At 42.9% G+C, this 19,486-nt stretch carries 17 protein-coding genes; 11 read left to right on the forward strand and 6 right to left on the reverse strand.

From position 1 onward, the window contains the following. Positions 1-189: 189 nt before the first annotated feature. The gene (locus tag FSB73_RS07005; RefSeq protein WP_146780831.1) at positions 190-1,635 is read left to right on the forward strand and encodes a peptidylprolyl isomerase; all 1,446 of its coding nucleotides are present in this window, start codon (positions 190-192) and stop codon (positions 1,633-1,635) included. A gap of 226 nt (positions 1,636-1,861) precedes the next feature. Then, on the forward strand, positions 1,862-3,166 hold the full coding sequence (locus tag FSB73_RS07010; protein ID WP_146780832.1) for a hypothetical protein: 1,305 nt from the start codon (positions 1,862-1,864) through the stop codon (positions 3,164-3,166). Here the strand turns inward: FSB73_RS07010 and FSB73_RS07015 are convergent. Next, on the reverse strand, positions 3,160-3,342 hold the full coding sequence (locus FSB73_RS07015) for a hypothetical protein (RefSeq protein ID WP_146780833.1): 183 nt from the start codon (positions 3,340-3,342) through the stop codon (positions 3,160-3,162). The two genes, FSB73_RS07010 and FSB73_RS07015, sit on opposite strands and share 7 nt — an antisense overlap. Positions 3,343-3,439: 97 nt before the next feature. Between FSB73_RS07015 and purL the strand changes: the two genes are divergently transcribed. The 3 genes from purL (at position 3,440) to FSB73_RS07030 (ending at position 7,241) form a co-directional block, all read left to right on the forward strand. Further along, on the forward strand, positions 3,440-5,659 hold the full coding sequence (purL, locus tag FSB73_RS07020; RefSeq protein WP_146780834.1) for a phosphoribosylformylglycinamidine synthase subunit PurL: 2,220 nt from the start codon (positions 3,440-3,442) through the stop codon (positions 5,657-5,659). A 211-nt stretch (positions 5,660-5,870) separates the two neighbouring features. Then, entirely contained in the window at positions 5,871-6,200 is a 330-nt protein-coding gene (locus FSB73_RS07025; RefSeq protein WP_146780835.1) for a DUF6686 family protein, read from the forward strand. Positions 6,201-6,593: 393 nt separating this feature from the next. Next, entirely contained in the window at positions 6,594-7,241 is a 648-nt protein-coding gene (locus tag FSB73_RS07030) for a Pr6Pr family membrane protein (RefSeq protein ID WP_146780836.1), read from the forward strand. Positions 7,242-7,488: 247 nt separating this feature from the next. Here the strand turns inward: FSB73_RS07030 and FSB73_RS07035 are convergent, their stop codons facing one another. From FSB73_RS07035 to FSB73_RS07045, 3 genes are all read right to left on the reverse strand, one after another. After that, entirely contained in the window at positions 7,489-7,992 is a 504-nt protein-coding gene (locus tag FSB73_RS07035) for a DUF4907 domain-containing protein (RefSeq protein WP_158639445.1), read from the reverse strand. A 16-nt stretch (positions 7,993-8,008) separates the two neighbouring features. Next, positions 8,009-9,037: a Kelch repeat-containing protein gene (locus tag FSB73_RS07040; protein WP_146780838.1), complete on the reverse strand. Its 1,029-nt coding sequence runs from the start codon at positions 9,035-9,037 to the stop codon at positions 8,009-8,011. A 131-nt stretch (positions 9,038-9,168) separates the two neighbouring features. Beyond that, positions 9,169-11,148 carry a histidine kinase gene (locus FSB73_RS07045; protein WP_146780839.1) on the reverse strand — a complete coding sequence of 660 codons (1,980 nt, stop codon included), beginning with the start codon at positions 11,146-11,148 and terminating at the stop codon, positions 9,169-9,171. 324 nt (positions 11,149-11,472) lie between these two features. On the opposite strand from FSB73_RS07045, the gene FSB73_RS07050 reads away from it, so the two are divergent. Both FSB73_RS07050 and FSB73_RS07055 read left to right on the forward strand, forming a co-directional pair. Next, on the forward strand, positions 11,473-12,846 hold the full coding sequence (locus FSB73_RS07050) for a DUF4270 family protein (RefSeq protein ID WP_146780840.1): 1,374 nt from the start codon (positions 11,473-11,475) through the stop codon (positions 12,844-12,846). Positions 12,847-12,890: 44 nt separating this feature from the next. Beyond that, positions 12,891-14,153 (forward strand): hypothetical protein, encoded by a 1,263-nt coding sequence (locus FSB73_RS07055; protein ID WP_146780841.1) that lies wholly within the window; start codon positions 12,891-12,893, stop codon positions 14,151-14,153. A gap of 262 nt (positions 14,154-14,415) precedes the next feature. Here FSB73_RS07055 and FSB73_RS07065 read toward each other — a convergent pair whose 3' ends face one another. Further along, positions 14,416-15,015, reverse strand: a complete 600-nt coding sequence (locus FSB73_RS07065) for a NifU family protein (RefSeq protein ID WP_146780843.1) — start codon at positions 15,013-15,015, stop codon at positions 14,416-14,418. A gap of 383 nt (positions 15,016-15,398) precedes the next feature. Here FSB73_RS07065 and FSB73_RS07070 point away from each other — a divergent pair, with 383 nt between their 5' ends. From FSB73_RS07070 to FSB73_RS07085, 4 genes are all read left to right on the forward strand, one after another. Next, positions 15,399-16,664: an S-adenosylmethionine:tRNA ribosyltransferase-isomerase gene (locus FSB73_RS07070; RefSeq protein WP_146780844.1), complete on the forward strand. Its 1,266-nt coding sequence runs from the start codon at positions 15,399-15,401 to the stop codon at positions 16,662-16,664. Between the two features lie 193 nt (positions 16,665-16,857). Further along, the gene (locus tag FSB73_RS07075; RefSeq protein ID WP_146780845.1) at positions 16,858-17,334 is read left to right on the forward strand and encodes a hypothetical protein; all 477 of its coding nucleotides are present in this window, start codon (positions 16,858-16,860) and stop codon (positions 17,332-17,334) included. A 146-nt stretch (positions 17,335-17,480) separates the two neighbouring features. Further along, positions 17,481-18,089 carry an exonuclease/endonuclease/phosphatase family protein gene (locus FSB73_RS07080; RefSeq protein WP_146780846.1) on the forward strand — a complete coding sequence of 203 codons (609 nt, stop codon included), beginning with the start codon at positions 17,481-17,483 and terminating at the stop codon, positions 18,087-18,089. After that, on the forward strand, positions 18,086-18,856 hold the full coding sequence (locus FSB73_RS07085) for an exonuclease/endonuclease/phosphatase family protein (protein ID WP_146780847.1): 771 nt from the start codon (positions 18,086-18,088) through the stop codon (positions 18,854-18,856). Before FSB73_RS07080 ends, FSB73_RS07085 begins: the two co-directional genes overlap by 4 nt. A gap of 14 nt (positions 18,857-18,870) precedes the next feature. On the opposite strand, the gene FSB73_RS07090 is transcribed toward FSB73_RS07085, so the two are convergent. Further along, entirely contained in the window at positions 18,871-19,452 is a 582-nt protein-coding gene (locus tag FSB73_RS07090) for a hypothetical protein (protein ID WP_146780848.1), read from the reverse strand. Between the last annotated feature and the right edge of the window lie 34 nt (positions 19,453-19,486).

Genomic DNA, 19,486 nt, shown 5'->3' on the forward strand with positions numbered 1-19,486 from the left:
TACCGCTTAATAAACAAAAGGGCTAAATTATTTTCAAAAAAATGATTTAGCCCTTTTGTTTCATGGGCAAATACAAATAAATACATTTTGTTAAAACCCGCCACCACTGGTTTTAACTGCCTTCAAATCACTATTTTTGAGACCGCCTCAGGCTAAGACCTGCAGGTGAAAAACAGATAATCATTGGTAATGCAAAAAAAAATGATCAAAAGGGGCCTGACTCTGGCTGCTATGGCAATGAGCCTTGCGGGCATCGCAAATGCTCAGCAAACGACCGCAAATAAAGTCGTGGCAGATAAGATTATCGCACAGGTAGGCGACGACATCGTCCTGCAATCCGATATTCAGGAAGGCGTCAATCAATATAAAAGTAATCCGGAATTTACGGATCTGCCACCAGATCTGGATTGTCATATCCTGAAAACGCAGGTCATGATGAAAGCCCTGGCCATCCAGGCCAAACGGGACTCCCTGCCCTTTTCAGATGACGAGGTTGCGCAGGCTTTTCAAAGCAAAATTCAAATGTACCTGCAACAGTTCGGCTCAAGAGAAAGACTGGAACAGGCCGCAGGCAAAACCATCGAACAAATGCGCCAGGAATGGACCCCAGATTTAAAACAGACATTGCTGGCTCAGAAAATGCAACGTTCCATCGCGCAAAACGTAACCATTACCCCGATTGAAGTAGAAGCTTATTACAATCAGATTCCCAAGGATAGCCTTAAATTCTATGAAAGTCAGTTTGAGGCCAGTCAGATTATTATTTACCCAAAACCCAATCAGGACGTCATCGATTATATCAAAAACGAACTGGAAGATTGGAAAAAGCAGGTAGAAGACAAAAAAGCCAACTTTGCAGCCCTCGCAAAATTATATTCTGATGAACCCGCCGCCAAGCAAACAGGCGGTCAATTGAGTATCAACCGTCAGGATGATAAAGGCAGAATTGACCCGGATTTTATGAATGCAGCTTTTCGGTTAAGAGAAGGTCAGATTTCTCCTGTAATTAAAAGCCAGATGGGCTATCATATTATCCAGATGGTGAGTAGGGCTGGTAATGATGCCATTGTCAGACATATCATCAAAATACCTCCTGTCACAGATGAAGAAATTCAGATCGTTCAAAAGCGTATGGACAGCATAAGGGACTTGCTCTCTTCGGGTAAAATGGACTTCTCCGAAGCATTTAACCGTTACAACGAAGACAAAGATGCCAAATACAATGCCGGCGCAATTTATGGGTATGATGGCTATAGCCCGGTAACTTCGTTTACCATTGATCAGCTCCATGATAAAGATTTGGTCAAACTGCTACCCAACATGAAAGTTGGTGACTTTTCTGACCCGCAGGTCTTTACCGATCAGACTGGCAGACAGGGTGTAAGAATTGTTTATCTACGGGTTAGAACGGAGCCTCATAGAGAAAATATTAAAGATGATTACGATAAAGTCGCTCAACGTGCCCTGGCAGTCAAAAAACAGGAGGCTCTGGATGACTGGCTGAATAAGCACATGAAAGATTTTTATATCCAGATAGATCCATCATTTGCCCATTGCCCGGAACTGGCCCAATGGATGAAGAGCACCAACGAGAAAGTTGAGCACTACTCCTCTATGGAACTCAAAAACCAATAACAACAATACTTACTAAGTATTCCTTCTTGATACTTTACCCTAACAATCGCCGCAGTTAACCGTACTGCGGCGATTGTTATTTAAGCATTATTCAATAAGGCATAACACCAATTTCCAGCATCTATCGACCATTGACAGCTTTAATTTGTTTATTTTTGAGGCAGGAAAAGCCATGGCGGTCTCAAAGTGTTATACTTAAAAGCGTCCCCCTATCCAGTTCTCATTTATGCAGTCAGTCAACACATATATTCTCTATACTAACCGGCTTAAACGACTAGTAAAACAGCTACTAAAAGCCTCGCGCAGCCCCGTATTAGACCAATGGCTGCTGCGCTGTAGCTTCTTTTGCGCTTTGCTGTTTGTTGGATGTCCGGTAGCACTGGCGCAAAAGTCCGACCAAGCTCCCTATAATGCCAAAGCACTTTCCCGGATTAGCCTTGTTCTGCACCGACTGGAGAAAGCACAGGTAAAACCAGGGGAAGACGCGGTTTTTCTACCTGGCAGCTATCCTTCCTATATTCATCACACGCAGCGCTTTAAAAAGAAAAAAAAGGACATTACGATATTTTACAATATACTGATCGACCTGACACTCAAAAAAATAAGACCGGCACTGCCAGACAGCTTGCAAATAAGAATTGATACTTTACTTAAGCGTTCTGGCAGGATTTATCCCAGATTTTACAATAAAGCCCGTGGCAGCTATAATTTCTGGCTACGAGACAGTGCCTACCGCTTTCCGTATTCCTGGTGGATCCCACTGATCAAAAAAGATGGCGCCGTACCTGATGATATGGATGACAGCGTCCTTTCCCGTTTTGTCGACCCCAAAGGCAATAAAGACAGCCTGGAAAAGCTCCATCAGATCCTGCAAAATTATACCGGACACCCTGGCAAACATTTACATACTGCTCCAAAAGCCTATAGAAGGTTCCATACCTACTCAACCTGGTTTGGCAAAAAATTCCCGGTTGTGCTGGACGCAGTTGTACTCAGCAATATATTAAGTTTTGTGTGTCATTATGACCTACCCTGGACAAAAGCCGATTCAGCGGCCATGAGGCTGATTGTACAAAGCGTAAAATCAGGTGATTATATTAAGCGCCCGCTGGCCATTTCACCATATTACGGTAAAACAGCTATCCTGCTATATCATTATTCAAGACTGATGCAGCAAAAAAAACTACCGGCGCTGGATAGTCTGCGTCCTTTCTTAATGAAGACGGGTTATGCAATACTGCAAAAACCATCCGCAGATTTAATGGAAAAGGTCATTGCCGCAAATGCGCTGATGCAACTGGGAGAAAAAACCCCGCAACTCAGACTGCCCAGTGCCCAAAACTGGCAATCCGTCATAGAACATAGTGATTTTGCCTATTTTATCGGCAATATCCCTTCTTATATGTCAAGAGGGCTACAGGGCGTACTACATCCTATCAATGCGTTAATGTATTACCATTATTGTCCAGCATTTAATGATGTCCTGGTACTGCAATATCTGGTGACAGGTGCTGAAAAGGACACTCAATAAGAATAACTGCCAGAATAGCCCCCATAGCTCCCTACAATAAAACAAGGCATCTTGCTGTCTGTCAATAAGATCAGGCAATCCTGCGCTTCAGACAATTCACCGCCGATGATCTTTTTAACCTTGTATTTTGCTGCCTGGTTGCTTAAATGGCCGCTTGCTTTATAGCATGTTGACACCACCGCATTTAAAAGGGCAGGGGTTCGGGGCTGTTTTTCCCAACTTTTGTTATAAATTTGCGTGGCATTTCAATTACAATTTTTCTTAAAGATTCCAATGGAAATTACCGTACAACACGCCAAAGAGCTGCGTTTAACCGCAGAAGAATTTGAACTGATCAAACAAAAATTAGGTCGCACGCCCAACTTTACGGAGCTCTGTATATTCAGTGCCATGTGGAGCGAGCACTGTAGTTATAAAAACTCTATCAAATGGTTGAAGACCCTGCCACGTGATGGAGGCAGAATGCTGGTGGCCGCAGGGGAAGAAAATGCCGGCCTGATGGATATGGGTGGCGGTTACGGCGTTGTATTTAAAATTGAAAGTCATAATCACCCCAGTGCCATTGAACCCTTCCAGGGTGCCGCGACCGGCGTGGGTGGGATCCAAAGGGATATCTTTACCATGGGAGCCAGACCCATTGCATCGCTCAATAGCTTACGTTTCGGGAATCTGAAAGATAAAAAAACACAGCGTCTGCTGGCAGGCATCGTCCACGGCATTGGTCATTATGGCAACTGTTTTGGTGTGCCGACTGTAGCTGGCGAGGTTTATTTTGAGGATTGTTATCATACCAATCCCCTGGTCAACGCCATGAGTGTGGGTATCGTTGAAACCAACAGAACTGTCAGTGCCACTGCCGAAGGTAAGGGTAACCCTATTTTCTTTGTGGGCAGTGCTACCGGCAAGGATGGTATTGGTGGAGCTAGTTTTGCTTCCGCCAATATTACTGAAGAAAGTACAGAGGAACTGCCCGCCGTACAGGTAGGGGATCCGTTTCAGGAGAAAAAATTATTAGAAGCCTGTCTGGAAGTATTACGTACAGATGCCGTGGTAGGCATGCAGGATATGGGTGCCGCAGGCATAATCTGCTCAACGGCGGAAATGAGTGCCAAAGGCGGTGTGGGTATGCATATTGATCTGGAAAAAGTGCCTACCCGTCAAAAAAACATGAAAGCCTGGGAATTACTGCTGAGTGAAAGCCAGGAAAGAATGCTACTAGTCGCCCATAAAGGCAAGGAAGATCAGATTTTGGAGGTATTTGAAAAATGGGATCTTCCTTGCAGCGAAATCGGTTATGTTACAGACGACGGTCAGTTAAAATTCTATATGAATGGAGAGTTGGAGGCGGATGTCCCGGCTGAAGAATTAGTACTGGGCGGCGGCGCTCCACAATATGAACGCGAATATACCCGGCCTGCTTATCTGGACAAAGTAGCCGCCTTTAATCAGGACAGTATTGAGGATTTGAAAGACAATGCAGCCATCAAAACGGCCGCAGAAAATCTGATCCAAATCCCCAATATTGCAAACAAAAGGTGGGTTACGGTACAATATGACTCCATGGTAGGTACTGCCAATACGCAGACCAATGCGCCTAGTGACGCAGCCGTTGTCCTGGCCAAAGGAACCGGTAAGGCCCTTGCCGTTACCACTGACTGCAATAGTCGATATGTTTATGCAGATCCGTTTGTCGGCGCTGAAATCGCAGTAGCGGAAGCCGCCAGAAATATTGTCTGCTCGGGTGGAGAGCCCATTGGCGTCACCAACTGCCTAAACTTCGGCAATCCTTACGACCCCGAAGTCTATTATCAGTTCGTTAAAGCCGTACAGGGTATGGGAGAAGCCTGCAAAAAGTTCAATACGCCGGTCACAGGTGGCAATGTGAGCTTTTACAACCAGAATCCTTCCGGTCCGGTCTATCCTACACCTACAATTGGCATGGTGGGCATTTTGGATGATATCACAAATAAAATGAGCCTGGATTATAAAAAAGCAGGTGACAAGATCTATCTGATCGGCACACCTAAAAATGATATAGGCTCCTCAGAATACCTGCACAAACTCCAAAAAGTAGAATTTTCAAACGTTCCAAGCTTTGATCTGGACGAAGAATACACCCTGCAGCAAGTAGTGGCCGGACTCATTAAAAATAAACAGATAAGCAGTGCCCATGACATCTCTGAAGGAGGTTTGATGATCACCCTATTGGAAAAAGGATTTAACCGTAATCTGGGTTTTGATGTACAAAATACAACGGACATCAGAAAAGATGCCTTCTGGTTCGGTGAAGCCCAAAGCCGGGTTGTGGTCAGCGTACCTGCTGAGGCCAGCGAGACCTTGGAAGCGGCACTTAAGGCACAATCTGCCAGTTTTACGCTGTTAGGTACGGTAACTGAAGGTAGCGTCACCATTGACGGCGTCAACTGGGACAGCATCCAGGATTGGAAAGAAAAATATGATACGGCGATTGAAAACTTGATTGCTGAAAACTAGTCTTGGTAAATAGCCGCATACAAAATGGTGGCAGCAAATAAAAAGCTTTCTCATGGTAATTAATAATACTACCTGAGAAAGCTTTTTATTTGAACGCATGACTCACTAGCCGCCCCTTCAAATGATTCCTGATCTCGAAAGCATTTTTCCAGAATCCATAAACCGTTTGGCCTATTATATTCCATCTTTGTTGACATAAAAACAATGGAATATGTGCGATTTTAACAACCTCCACACAAGTGAAAACGGATTTATTCTGCGTTGCAGAAGTTGTGGCTATTACCAGATAGGATTTGCAGGCATGATGCTGTCCATTAACCAGGAAGATTATCAAAAGTTCGCTTTGTTGATAGAACATCTCAGTGAAAAGCAGACCCCTGTGGAAAAAAGGGACTGCAGACATATTATTATTCCCACACCTTACTATGGCGTAAACATGCTACTCAGCAAAAACGAAATTAATGAGCTGCAAGCGTTGATTTTTAGAGCGGACAGCGAGCAGGTCGCACAATCTATGATCGCTATGCTTACCCATGGCTAAACCTGATTAAGCCCAGGCAGGCTTCAGCGCGTTTTATGTGGCCATCCAACACAATCGCCTATCTTAAAAATGTTTTCTTTTGGCTGACAACTGTTGCAAATTGGTCGTCAGTTCATAAGCTACATTGGTGGGTATCCACTAAAACCTAAAGTGCTGTCTGGCACTAATTATTGGGTCATTGCAGTACTATTTGGAGCAATCCATCAGTCAACCAATTTTCTCAATTTTCTCCTTTTTCTCTCCCCATTTGTTAATCCGGTTCTTTAACACAGAACCGGTTTTCTTTTTGGGCAGAAGCCATTAACTTTGGATAGTTCATATAACTAATCAAAAATATACAGAGCGGCCCTTAACAATTTAAAACAAAGGGCTATAAAATTCAGCGTCCCCAAAATGTCCCTTACCCATCATTTGGCAAACCCACTAAGTGTACTATCCCCCACCGGTATCCGTTTTTTGGCCGGAACACTCGCCCTTTGCGCCTGGTTGACTATTACCCTGCAATGGTCGCTCATGTTTGGCCGTTCAGCATATAGTTTTAAACAGACACTGAGTCGATTTCTGGGTTATTTTACCATCTTATCCAATATCCTCGTAGCACTCGCATTTACCGCCTGGTTTATATACCCCGTCTCCATTTTAATGGATAAACCCGTTGCCATTATTTCAACTGCTATCAGCGTATATATAATCATTGTTGGTGTTATTTACCATTTACTGCTTAGAAAAAGCTTCCCACTAGTGGGATTGGATAAATTAGCCAATGCATTGCTGCACACCTGGCTTCCCTTATTCTACGTGCTTTTTTGGTATTTGCTGGTACCGGCTGGCATGTTGGATATAAGTCTGATTGCCTATTTTCTGATACTTCCCCTTCTCTATCTGGGCTACATCCTGATACTGGGTCATCTGACAACGCATTACCCCTACCCTTTTGTAAATGTCACCGAAAACGGCTATCCTAAAGTCATCCGTAATGCCGTACTGATTGCACTTAGTTTTGTGTTGTTATCTGCGCTGCTGATTTATATCAAAAGCTAAAGGTAGTGAGGCGCTGGTATAACTGGAAAGCTGGTTATCAAGAAAAAGACAATTTCTTGGATGCAGATCTGCCTTCTAAAATAACAAAAACTAAGGGCAGATAAGTTTATTTAAAACCTACCCACCCTTTCGCATTTTATTTTAAAATCAAGCAGGGATCATCTAGCCCGCTAAATAAACACCAATTTTAAAAAAGTCAAAAAGACTTAGCCTGCAACCTCAGGGCGTCAAAATGCGTCAAATTGCTTTAAAACGCCTTATACCTAACGCCCGCCTTAGTTAACTCTTCCAGGCTAATGGAAGGTATTTGATGGGTTTTAAGCTTACGTATAACCATTTCTCCTATCTTTTCGGCGTCCGCCTTACTTGTAAACCCATATTTACCCGCAACAGCAGGCACGCTGAGTTGCCTTATCAACAAACTGTCCTTCACATAAATCTCATATCCCCAGCGCGCATCTGCTGCTGAGGCCGTTAATTTTACGGCCTGCACCCTTAAAAGCGAACTGTCTTCGTTAAATATAGGGGCACCTGCCTGGACGCCAGCAGGGGTTACAGCAGGGATTGCTGCCTTTTGGCCTAAAGCCCCCGCCTTGGTTAACCTTTCCGTCCGATTCTTATTTTGGCTATGGTCACTGTTTTGGCAGCTATTTAGCAACGGCAAAGTAGCCACAAAAAATAGCCATACCATCAATGATAAATCAAACCGCCTTGTTACAAACTGACGCACAGAGCAGATGATTGCGCGCATCAGGCCAGGATTAAGATTAGTCATTTTCTTCATAAGTCTGATCAGGCAGGAATTCATCAAAATTATCAAAGGGCTGTCCAGTGTTAATACCTGTTCCGACAAATGCACGTCCGTCTACCGTAAAGGCGACTGCTCCGCGGCGGCTGGCTCTGGTACTTTCATATGGTGTTCTGCGCGTCCAACGATCGGTCGCAAAATTATAACACCAGGTTTTATTTACATAGCTGCCATTGTCAACACTTTGCCCAGTGGTAATAAATCCTCTGTCACCAATAACAAAGGCTACGCCATTGGTACGTACAATGTCCGTATAGTCATCATCAAAATCATCATCCGTGGCAGTGGTAATCTTATTGAGTTCGGTCCAGCTGTCCGTGGCAGGAGAAAATTTCCAAAAGTCAGTTGCAGCCTGTCCGCTGCTGTTGGTTCCCCCTACAATATAAGCCTCGTCATTGTATACAAAACTCATGGCACCGACACGCTTGTCGCCGCCCAGAGAAATCTCGGCTGCCCAGCTGTTTGTCGTGGGGTTATAAGCATACATATCCTTATAATAAGTACCGTCCCAGCCACAGGTAATATAGCCTTTATCTCCAATAGCAAAGCCTACTGCTCTGGACCTGGCTGCGCCCGCAAAATCTGCTTTTTTAGTCCAGATATTGCTAGTCGGATCATACTGATAAAAATCATTAAAGTAATTGCCAACACCATCCGTTCCTGTTCCTACATACCCTTTCCCATCAATGGCAAAGGCAACGGCAGAATGTCTTGCGGTCGCCATAGAAGCAATCTGTGTCCAGGAATTGGTCGCCGGATCATAACGCCAGAAATCACTTAATAATTTATTGTTGCCGTCCAGGCCCGTGCCGATATAGCCATAATCACCAATGGTAAATGCCACCGCAAATGATCTTGCCACACCATCCAGGGTGGAACGCGTTACCCAGTTGCCATCTTCTTCATCGTCAGAAGTCGTCGATTTAGTACATGCAGTACCCAGCATAAGGCAGATCCCTAATAGCAGGAACAGTCTATTTGTTTTCATAAATACCTTTTTTACAATTTGTTTGGTGGTGAAAGTATCAGTTAAAAGGAGGTTCAAATCGTTAAAATGGACTCAAAACGTCTATTTCTGGACGAAGTGCCCTGATTTATCTACCAATACCTAATCTCCATCTATGAATGGAGTTGGATTATTTTATTTAACTGTTCCCTAAATCCGTCGCTGATGGGCAGCTCATGCTGTGCAATCAGGACGCTGCTTTTATGGATCAATTCAATCTGTGTAACAGAGATAATATAGGAACGGTGTACCCGGACAAAATGCCTTCCAGGCAACTTCTCTTCAAAAGATTTCAGGTTCTGCAGGGTAATGATGGGCTTATCTTTTCCTTTCATATAAATCTTGGAATAATCCTTCATCCCTTCTATAAATAAGATATCTGCATAATTGATTTTCATCAGTTTATACTCAGTACGGACAAAAAGAAAATCATGCCCATCTGTTTTTTCAAATAGCGCCAGCTCCTCTTGCTTCTTTTTTACTTTGTGAATCACGGTTAGAAACTGACTATAAGCGACTGGCTTTTCCAAAAAACCGGCTACATCATATTGATAGCCTTGTACCGCAAACTGCTGATAGGCTGTGGTCAGGATCACCATTGGTTTTCTGTTCAGATGTTTTAAAAAGTCCATGCCATTTAGATCCGGCATCTGTACATCCAAAAATACGAGTGTTGCATCGGAGCGCTCCACATAAGCCAACGCCTCTGTTGCACTGACAAAGCTGGCTTCCAGCTGTAAATCCTGGGTTCGCTCAATAAAATCTTTTAAAATTTCTATGGCCAGCGGTTCGTCATCAATGATAATACACTTAATCATACAGATCCTTTTTATTTTGTTTAATGAAATATGCAAGTTGACCTTATAGCGCTGATCCGCTTGTTGGATTTTCAGATCATAATAACTTCCATATAATAATTTCAGGCGTTCGCTCACATTATTCAGACCTACACCTCCTTCTGAGGGTAGTCCTACTTGTTTATGCCCAGCGATAGGATTATCCACTTCCAAATAAAGCTCATCTGCTTTAATCAGTAATTGAATGCTGATTTTAGAAGGTGTCAGATAACTGACCCCATGCTTAAAAGCATTCTCAATAAAAGGCAGCAGTAGCATTGGTTCAATAAAATGCGTGGCCAATACGCCCTCCGCCTTAAAAGAAATATCAATAAAATCCGGCATTCGTAGCCTTTGTAAAGCGATGTAATTTTCTATATAATCGACTTCTTTTTGTAACTGTACTGCCGTGGCAGCCGTATCGTATATCATATAACGCATGATATATGATAATTTTAAAATAGATGTGGATACTTTAGATTGTTCTTTATAAGATAACGCATATAGACTATTGAGTACGTTGAACAGAAAATGCGGATTAATCTGACTTTTTAAAAGTTTTAGTTCTGCACCCAGCTTTTCTTTTTCCAGTCGTTCTTTTTCTTTTTCAGCCTTGGACCAGACAAAAGAAATTTTCCAGAAAGAGCCCACTAATAACAGCAATAATGAAGTACTAAAGGCCCTTCTGACGACCATAAAAATAAAAAATCCATCCACCCCTTTAACAAAAGGCAGACCATCGTCCATTCCAACTTGGCCCTTGCGGATCAACATCTGACGGTGCTGCCCTTGCGGCAATATTACCGGGCGTGGAGGCAGCCCATACTTTCTAATATAGGCACTGTCCGCTAATTTGCCTGCAGTAATGGCTTGTGTGGTACCTCTTTCAACGTAAAAATCATCATGGGGTCCCATCCGTCCTCTGGCGGCCGGGAAAGCCATTTCATGGTGTTCAAACCTTGCATGTATAGGCGGCAGAAACGCATGTTCTGTCAGAACCTGTTGACAAAAGACAACTATGAGTATTACTCCTACCCCCAGAAAATATTTAGCCTTGCGCCCTTTAATCAGGTATTTAGGAACCAGAAAATTGACATTTACATAAAAAAGCAACACAAAAAAGATATTATCAATTAATTGCCGCTGGAAAAAGTGGGGATCCATTATCCGCACATTATATAAATGCAGGGGAAATAAAAAGAACATCACCCATAACACAATTTGCCCCAAGGTGGAGAGTGTTCTGGAACCCAGCATGTATGATTTAAACTTATGCAATAGTGTACGTCTAAGAGATTAATCAATAAGAAGGCCTAGAAAAAGTCCACCTCACAAGTAGCAAAGCTTACCAGGATAAGCGTTCTCGGGCGACATTTTCTGGTACAAAGGAAGGGGTGTTCTATGAGAAATCAGGTTAAAAATATGGCAATTTTTTCCGCTGAAATCCACGCCTGTCGGGCATTACGAGCTTGTCGACACATTGAGCCTATTCGTCTATGAATTTGGCCAGTTCATACACACTAACACCTTTGTAACATTTAATGGAACTAACATTGCCGCTCATTATTTCCTGACCGACTTATGTCTTTTTTCAAAAAAACAGGGACTTTAAACACCTGGCAACACTTAGCGACTTTAGCAATACTGACAACGGTAGCCACCGCCGGTTGTACGAAAAAAGATATTCAATATGGTGGTCAGTTTGTCGATGGCCAGTACACCCAAATCATACAATTAGACAGTCTCACACCAACTTTGTCTACTGTTTATACAGATAGCTTTGCGACAGCAGACCTAGGAACAGCACTGCTGGGATATATCTCAGACACTGCCGTAGGAGATCTGACAATGAGTTCGTATTTTGAACTGGCGCCACCTAGCTACAGCGGAACAGCCACCACTTACGACAATGCCACGCTGGATTCTGTTTGCCTGGTCATGCGGCTGGATTCAGGTAAATATGCAGGAGATACCACCTTACCTTTTCAGGTAGGCATCTATCAACTAAAAGAGCAGATTACCCCAGGCACAGATGAAACTTTATACAATCACGACTCCTTTTTGGCCGAGACGACTCCACTTGCGACCGGTTCAAAAATACTGCGTCCGGATCTGCCTGGCACAGCTGATTCCATGAGTATAAGAATGTCTGACAATTTTGGCCAGCAATTACTGGATCTGCTCATTCAAAAAAATATAGCTATTCAGTCTGTCAATCAGTTCTTGCCTTATTTTAAGGGCTTAAAAATTGCCCCTACCAGTCAAAATAAAATTGCCTACGGGTTTAAGGATAGTATAGAATTGCGGGTTTATTACAAAACACCCGGGCTACCAGAGGCAACGCAGCACACGGCCGTCTTTAGTTTAAATGATGCTACTCACCAGTTTAATCATATAGACATTAACCGCAAGGGAAGCCTGGCTGCGGCCGGCATTTCCCTGACCAATCCTGTCATCTCAAGTGGCAGCTCAGGTCATAATGCCCTGTTGCAGTCCCTGGCCGGTTATATGATCAAAATACAATTTCCGTCGATTGGATCACTGGTGCAAAGAGCGGGCTTTTTGCAGATAATTGCCGCCAAATTATATCTGCAACCAACAGATCAGGGAACCCTCAGGCAGTTTGCACTGCCAACAACGCTAAATCTGTTTACCACAGACCTAAATAATGGTTTTGGCAGCCAGTTGACAGATAATTCAGGCAGTGCACTTAGCGGTAATCTGGTGATTGACTATCAGAATACCTCAGGGCTGGGCACCTATTATTCATTTGATATTACCAGTTATTTGTCAACACTCATGCGTGACAATACCGCAGGTTCGCTAAAAAAAGGCCTCTTGCTAACAGGCCCCTATGCCAACCGGTATGATAGTTTCAACCGGCTGCAACTAGGAGATGCCAGCGCTGCTAAAGGCAAGGCCACACTCAAAATTCAATACTTATCTGTACAATAATGACGGTTACATCCATAAAATATCAATCCCTGCTAATGCCTCTCATGTCCGCAATTTGCTTTTGCACGCTGGGAACACTTCATGCCCAGAGCAATATTTCGGTCTATTCCATGCTGGGCATTGGCAATATCCGTCAAGATAATTATGATTATGGCAGTGGTATGGGCGGCGCAACCAGATCACTACGGGATGGACGCTTTATCCTTGAATCTAATCCGGCTTCCCTGCCCTATCTGGATGATCATTTTTTTGCCATTGAACTCAATGGCAGCTTTGAGTCCATCAATTACACCGGTACACCCATAAAAGATCCCATCAGATCAAATCAGTCTCAATTTCAGCGGTTTGCCATGGCTACGAAGCTTACAAAATGGTGGGGAGCGGCCTGGGGGCTGAAGCAGTACAGCAGCAGCAACTATAGCCTGTATGGAGAGAAAAACATTATCGGGACCAGCGATTATATCACGACCTATTATGAAGGCACCGGAGGCATTAATCAAGTGTATTTCTCCAATGGTCTCAGACTGAATAAGAATTTCTCTTTGGGGTTAAATAGCTCCTATCTGTTTGGTAACATGACCCAGACCGAATATTTATATGGAGCCAATTACATTGGCAACGAGCTCAATACCGCTAACCGTCTTTATTACGCAGGATTTAATTTCACGGGGGGACTGCAATACCAAGGCAATCTCTCAGATAAGATCAGACTGGGTCTGGGCCTTACCGCTACAAAAAAGGCAACCCTTAAAGGCGACCGTTCACTTTCCATGAGCTCTGGTGATCCGGATAATGGGGCACCCACTAATATCATCTCCGACTCAACTTTGGGAGACACGCGCTTTAACCTCCCTGACCAGATCGGTGGCGGGCTCTCACTGACCTACAACAGGACATTTACCATTGCCTCAGATTACCAATACGGCAAATGGGAAGATGTCGGGAATTCAACCAACGGGTATAATTATGGATATAATAATAGCTCACAACTCTCCTTTGGGATGAGTTATGCACCCAGAAAAGTCCTTTTATATAACGGACAGTATTTAGAAATGGAAAAGTTCCGTTTGCAGGCCGGCGCTTTTTTTAATACAGAATATGTGAATATGTATGGCCAGCAAATCCAGGATAAAGGCGTTTCATTAGGGATAGGTTTGTTTTCCAAAAGATCCAGTCTGAGTTACTTAATCAGCCTGCAATACGGTACCAGAGGCACCACAACAAACAACCTGATTCAGGAAAATTATTTTAAATTGGGCGTGACACTTTCCTACAGAGATTTGTGGAAAAAACGCCGTTATAATTAAAGAAATAAAAAGCCGTTAGTAGCCAAAGGTTTAAAATACAGCCGCTACGAAAAGGGCTTTAAAGAGTCTCCGGGTTTTCTAAGCGGCCCGGCGAGAAAATAAGATGTAATGCGGGAGGATATTCTTATCCTCCCTATTCTTTAAAATCAGCTGCAATATAGGTGGTTTAATTAAAAGAGCCCCTATAAAGGGACTCATTTTTTGCCAAAAAAACCAGACAAAAATATAGACAAATGCCGGATTAATCGATGTGAATGTTCAATTAATCAGCTTCTGCGATCACTTCTTTGACCTCTGGGATCATTCTTTTCATCATGCCTTCGATACCAGCTTTTAAGGTAATCATGGATGAAGGGCAACCACTACAGCTTCCCTGAAGCATTAGATTAACAACGCCATGATTGTAACTTTTATATTGGATAGCACCGCCATCCATTTCAACGGCCGGTCTGACATAATTATCTAACAACTCCTTGATTCTCTTAACGATATCATCATCATCCGCTGCAATTGCATTAGATGATTCAGGGACAATCTTAGAAACCTCTTCTTCATTGACAATGGTACCACCATTTTCAATGTATTCCTTTAAAAACTGTTTCACCTGTGGAATAACTTCCTGCCAGTCCTCTACATCATTGGTTTTTGTCAGCGTCACAAAATTGCTGGCAATAAATACACTTCTGATAAAAGGAAAACTAAAGAGCTCCTTAGCCAGTGGAGAAGGGCCTGCGGTCGTTTCATCCTGAAAATCAATACTTTTCCCAGGATAAAGCAACTTATTGGCTACAAACTTCATGGTCGCCGGATTGGGCGTCATTTCTGTATATATACTGATAATCGGGTTACCTGTCTTAATCATGATAGATCATTTAAAATTCTACGGCAAAGATACTACAATTCGGATGGTAGTAGCACCTATTTTCCTTAGAATTCCTTTAAAAACACCGTTTTGACGACTATTTACAGTTGTATGACAAAGCGTTTCCTACAGGAAAGTAAGCCGCCATTTTCAGGTTAATGGAGGACAGATGCTCATTAATTTTTGCTCAATTATTCACCAACTGCTAAACCAAACGATTTTCAAAGCTCCTTTTCAATAGTTCTTTATTAAATCGTTTTGATAATGCCAACCGCGGCCGCCTTGGAGCGCCATTTGACATCTCAGCGCAAAGCAGCACTAGAATACCTCAATAAACCGTAATTTTGCGACCAGTTTTTAATTTTACATTTGTTTATATCCTTATGACAGCGCAGCCCCATGCAAATTCCTCTTTAGTTCATCCAGAGGAACTTTCCATTGAATCCTTTGACTACGATCTACCCGAAGACCGGATTGCTAAATATCCCCTGGCCGTCAGAGATCAGAGTAAGCTGCTGATTTACAACAGCAACGATTCTAGGCAAATCCAAGAAAAGATTTACCAACAATTAGATGAGCAGTTGCCAGCAGACTGCCTATTGGTATTTAATAATACGAAAGTTGTCGAAGCCAGGCTGATTTTTAAAAAAGACACCGGCAGTAAGATCGAACTATTTTGTCTGGAGCCGGGTGGAGCGTATCCGGATATTACAACGGCCATGCTACAAAAAGGCACAGTTCTTTGGAAATGCCTGGTAGGTGGCGCCAAAAAATGGAAAACCGGCGCCCTTAAAATGCGACTTGAACACAATGGACAAACCATTGAATTACAGGCAGAAAAACAAGAAAAGCAAGGCGATAGCTTTCTTATACGATTTAGCTGGATACCGGAAAGCCTTAGTTTTGCAGAGATGCTGCATCTAACCGGTCAGCTTCCGCTCCCACCCTACCTTAATAGAGCGACAGAACAAAATGATTTGAAAACTTATCAAACGGTCTACGCTGACAAAGACGGTTCCGTTGCTGCCCCAACGGCAGGTCTGCATTTTACCCCGAGCCTGCTCCAAAAGCTCAGTGATAAAGGCATCAAAGAAGCTTTTGTCACACTGCATGTCGGAGCCGGCACTTTTAAGCCCGTCAAAGCAGACAAGATGAAAGACCATGAGATGCATGCAGAGTTTATGGAAGTTCCGCTGGATTTTTTAGAAACGCTTTATGAGCAGGCAAAAAATAAGCGTAAGATCCTGGCGGTAGGCACCACCTCACTTAGAACCCTGGAAAGTCTGTATTGGATGGGGGTTAAATTATTGACGGACCAGTTGGATCCATTTGTCGTTGAGCAGTGGCAGCCTTATAGGCTGCCCCAAAATAAGACTTTGACGGAGGCGCTTTTAGCAGTTACGGACAGTTTAAAACAGGCTGGCAAAAAAACGCTTGTCACCCAAACCCGCATTATCATCGCTCCTGGTTATCAATTAAGGGTAGCAGATGGAATCCTGACCAATTTTCATCAACCTCACTCAACTTTATTACTATTAATTGCAGCCATTGTTGGGCAGGAGTGGAAAAACATTTATCAATATGCCCTTACCCATGACTTTAGATTTCTGAGCTATGGTGATGGCAGTCTGCTGTGGAAAAATACGTAAATTTGATTTGACATATATACTACAATTAATATATCTCTAAAACTACCTGCTATCTTCCAAAGAAAACAAACTTGAATATCAGGTAATATTTAGGGTTTATCCCACCTTTAACCGAAAAAAGTTTTTTAGATACAACCCGTTTGTCATAACTTTGTAACCTGATAATTTAATATTTATTCAAAAGTATTCCTGCATGGACAATCAAAATCTTTCAGAGAACAGAGTGGTATATGATTTTCAAAGCTATCACACACCCGTTACTCGTGCAATTTACGTTGGTGTATTCTTAGGATTCGTAACCGCGATTCTTAATATTGCTTACTGGTCTATCTATGTGAATATTACGGCATTAGGGATGTCTTCTTATATTGTCAATGTACAGACGATCAGTTTTGGTTCCATCCTGCCACTGGTTACTTTTGGTGTACTTTGGGCCACTTTTAATCACTACTTTAAAAAGGCAGGTTCAATTATTACCATCATTTTATTTGCACTGGCTACCTTATGGTTGATTATGGTGGTTGCAAATGGCGACTATGGCACGAACCCTGTAACCCAGCATCAGTTTAAAGAATTGGTCATCCCGATTCTGAGTTTTATAGGCATAGCGGGTTGCATCGCCTTTCCGATCTGCTTTAAAAGCAAGAAAGTTGAAGATATGATGTTGTAATTGCAACATTTTAGATAAATTCATATTCGGGGACGTCCAAATCAGGAACGTCCCCTTTTTTGAACCTATCAGCTGCTAAGAAAACAATCCATTTAAGCTTTAAATCTGCTACCCAAATCCTTATCACCTTTAAAACAACTACACCTGTGAAATCTGAGCGTCTCAGTAGCCGTCTTACGCGAATTACACCGGCCAAAGGTCTGTATTATCTGTTGATACTCCTTTTTTTTGTGGGTTGCAACCAACCGCAGGCCAACGGAGAAAACAAAGGAACTACACCAAATACCATTACCACTGAAGCTGTCGATAATGCAGGCAGTAACGGCGCTGATGCGATTACGGTGGTCAACTGGAATATTGAATGGCTGGGCGCTACTACCCAGGGACCTAAGAATAAAGAACAGCAACTCCAAAACGCCATTAAAATCATTGGATATCTAAAGGCGGATATATATTGCCTTTGCGAGATAGTAGATCCAGCTGCTTTAAAAAAGTTGACCAGCAGTCTGGGTGTTAATTATGCTTGTGCCCTTTCTGATTACGCTTCAGGAGCCAAGGGTACCAGAGATCCCGGATACGCTAACAGCCAGAAACTCGCCTTTATTTACAACAAACAGATCTTTAAAAACATTAAAACTTCTGGTTATTTACAGCAAAATCCAAAAGCAGGCTATTATTTTGCTTCTGGCAGATACCCATTTGAACTACAGACCACAGTTCACACGCCTGATCTGGATCAAAAAGTAGAATTTTGATTATCCATGCAAAATCCGGGGCAGACCTATCTAGTTATGACCGAAGGCTACAAGGAGCGACTACCTTAAAAGCCGCACTGGATAAAGATAAACCAGGACAACCATTCATCCTTCTGGGAGACTTCAATGACCATGTCACTAGCTCCATTACCAAAGGCAAAACTTCCCCGTATGATTGCTTTATGCAGGATCCGAACTATTATGTTTTAACCCGGGACCTTTCCAACTTGCGCTCTACCCTGGATTATCCAGGCGTTATCGATCAACAGATCATATCTAAGGAATTAAATAAATATTATAAAGCAGGTTCCGTGAAGATCCGTACGGATATCACCAGTGTCGTACCTGATTTTAAAAATGGCCATACATCCGATCACTATCCGGTCAGCAGCATATTTGTTTTTTCCAGAGAACGAGCGGAAGCACCTCCGCTGCAAGCCACCGCTTCAAAAGCAGTGGTAATTACTACGACAAAGAGCAGAGCAGCAGCTGGGGAAGAAATAGATGCACCCCAGCGTTTGCAACAGCGCATTTTTACGGCTAGCGTAACGACGGGTAGTATATTGGTACGCGCCGCAACAAAAAGCAGAAATATCCAATTTATCGTTTATAATAAAAGGCAGCATAAAGTACTTTCTGTCCATAGGAAGTATATCCTTAAAGGGGACAGTTTTCGGATCAGAACACCTAAACTATATAAAGGAGATTATAACTTGGTGATCTTTTCAGATCATGGCAAACAGGTCCTGCCATTTAGCGTAAAGTGATCTATATTGAAAGACTACTTATTGTTAGCAGTCTTTGCCTGTTTATCCGTCTGTTTATACGCCTGCTTATCTGCCTTATTCCATAAGGTAATGACGGCTTTCGCAGAAGAGACCAGACCAGCGTGTGTCTGACCGGTAAAATAATAGTCAATAATGGCTTTGACTTCGCTTCTGATATCAGGCAATGCGAGGCCGATTTGTCCCAGAATATGCATCGCAAAAGCCCTGATAGCGATGGCTTGCTTTGGATCCTCCACAAAATTGAAACAATGATAGGCTAGCCGGTCATAAAAAGCAGGTTGAAGCCGGCTATCCCTTAAAATCCGAAGGGTATTACGCAGTAACCCATCAGGTGGGTTTTCTCTATCCAATAAGGCTACCAAATCTTTTTGGCAATTGATTGTCCAGCCTGGCCGTAATTTTGCAGCCAGACTAAAGCACCAGGCGGCCCTCTTACAGCACAGCACATTTTGCGAAGACATCAAAGCAAGTAATTGTCCAAAGGCGCTTTGGGACTGAGCAGCCGACGTGGCAATCCTTTCTGCCGCCTCTTTTTGTAAATGTACCGGACCGAGTATGGCTTTTGAAAAATCCATTTCTGCTATTTTTTTGGTATTGAAATCTTAACAA

Source organism: Arachidicoccus ginsenosidivorans, from assembly GCF_007971385.1.
Classification (GTDB): Bacteria; Bacteroidota; Bacteroidia; order Chitinophagales; family Chitinophagaceae; genus Arachidicoccus; species Arachidicoccus ginsenosidivorans.

Coding starts and splice junctions, on each gene's coding strand:
- FSB73_RS07005 (WP_146780831.1), top strand. CDS start 190: ATGCAAAAAAAAATGATCAAAAGGGGCCTGACTCTGGCTGCTATGGCA.
- FSB73_RS07010 (WP_146780832.1), top strand. CDS start 1,862: ATGCAGTCAGTCAACACATATATTCTCTATACTAACCGGCTTAAACGA.
- purL (WP_146780834.1), top strand. CDS start 3,440: ATGGAAATTACCGTACAACACGCCAAAGAGCTGCGTTTAACCGCAGAA.
- FSB73_RS07025 (WP_146780835.1), top strand. CDS start 5,871: ATGTGCGATTTTAACAACCTCCACACAAGTGAAAACGGATTTATTCTG.
- FSB73_RS07030 (WP_146780836.1), top strand. CDS start 6,594: ATGTCCCTTACCCATCATTTGGCAAACCCACTAAGTGTACTATCCCCC.
- FSB73_RS07035 (WP_158639445.1), bottom strand. CDS start 7,992: ATGCGCGCAATCATCTGCTCTGTGCGTCAGTTTGTAACAAGGCGGTTT.
- FSB73_RS07040 (WP_146780838.1), bottom strand. CDS start 9,037: ATGAAAACAAATAGACTGTTCCTGCTATTAGGGATCTGCCTTATGCTG.
- FSB73_RS07045 (WP_146780839.1), bottom strand. CDS start 11,148: ATGCTGGGTTCCAGAACACTCTCCACCTTGGGGCAAATTGTGTTATGG.
- FSB73_RS07050 (WP_146780840.1), top strand. CDS start 11,473: ATGTCTTTTTTCAAAAAAACAGGGACTTTAAACACCTGGCAACACTTA.
- FSB73_RS07055 (WP_146780841.1), top strand. CDS start 12,891: ATGTCCGCAATTTGCTTTTGCACGCTGGGAACACTTCATGCCCAGAGC.
- FSB73_RS07065 (WP_146780843.1), bottom strand. CDS start 15,015: ATGATTAAGACAGGTAACCCGATTATCAGTATATATACAGAAATGACG.
- FSB73_RS07070 (WP_146780844.1), top strand. CDS start 15,399: ATGACAGCGCAGCCCCATGCAAATTCCTCTTTAGTTCATCCAGAGGAA.
- FSB73_RS07075 (WP_146780845.1), top strand. CDS start 16,858: ATGGACAATCAAAATCTTTCAGAGAACAGAGTGGTATATGATTTTCAA.
- FSB73_RS07090 (WP_146780848.1), bottom strand. CDS start 19,452: ATGGATTTTTCAAAAGCCATACTCGGTCCGGTACATTTACAAAAAGAG.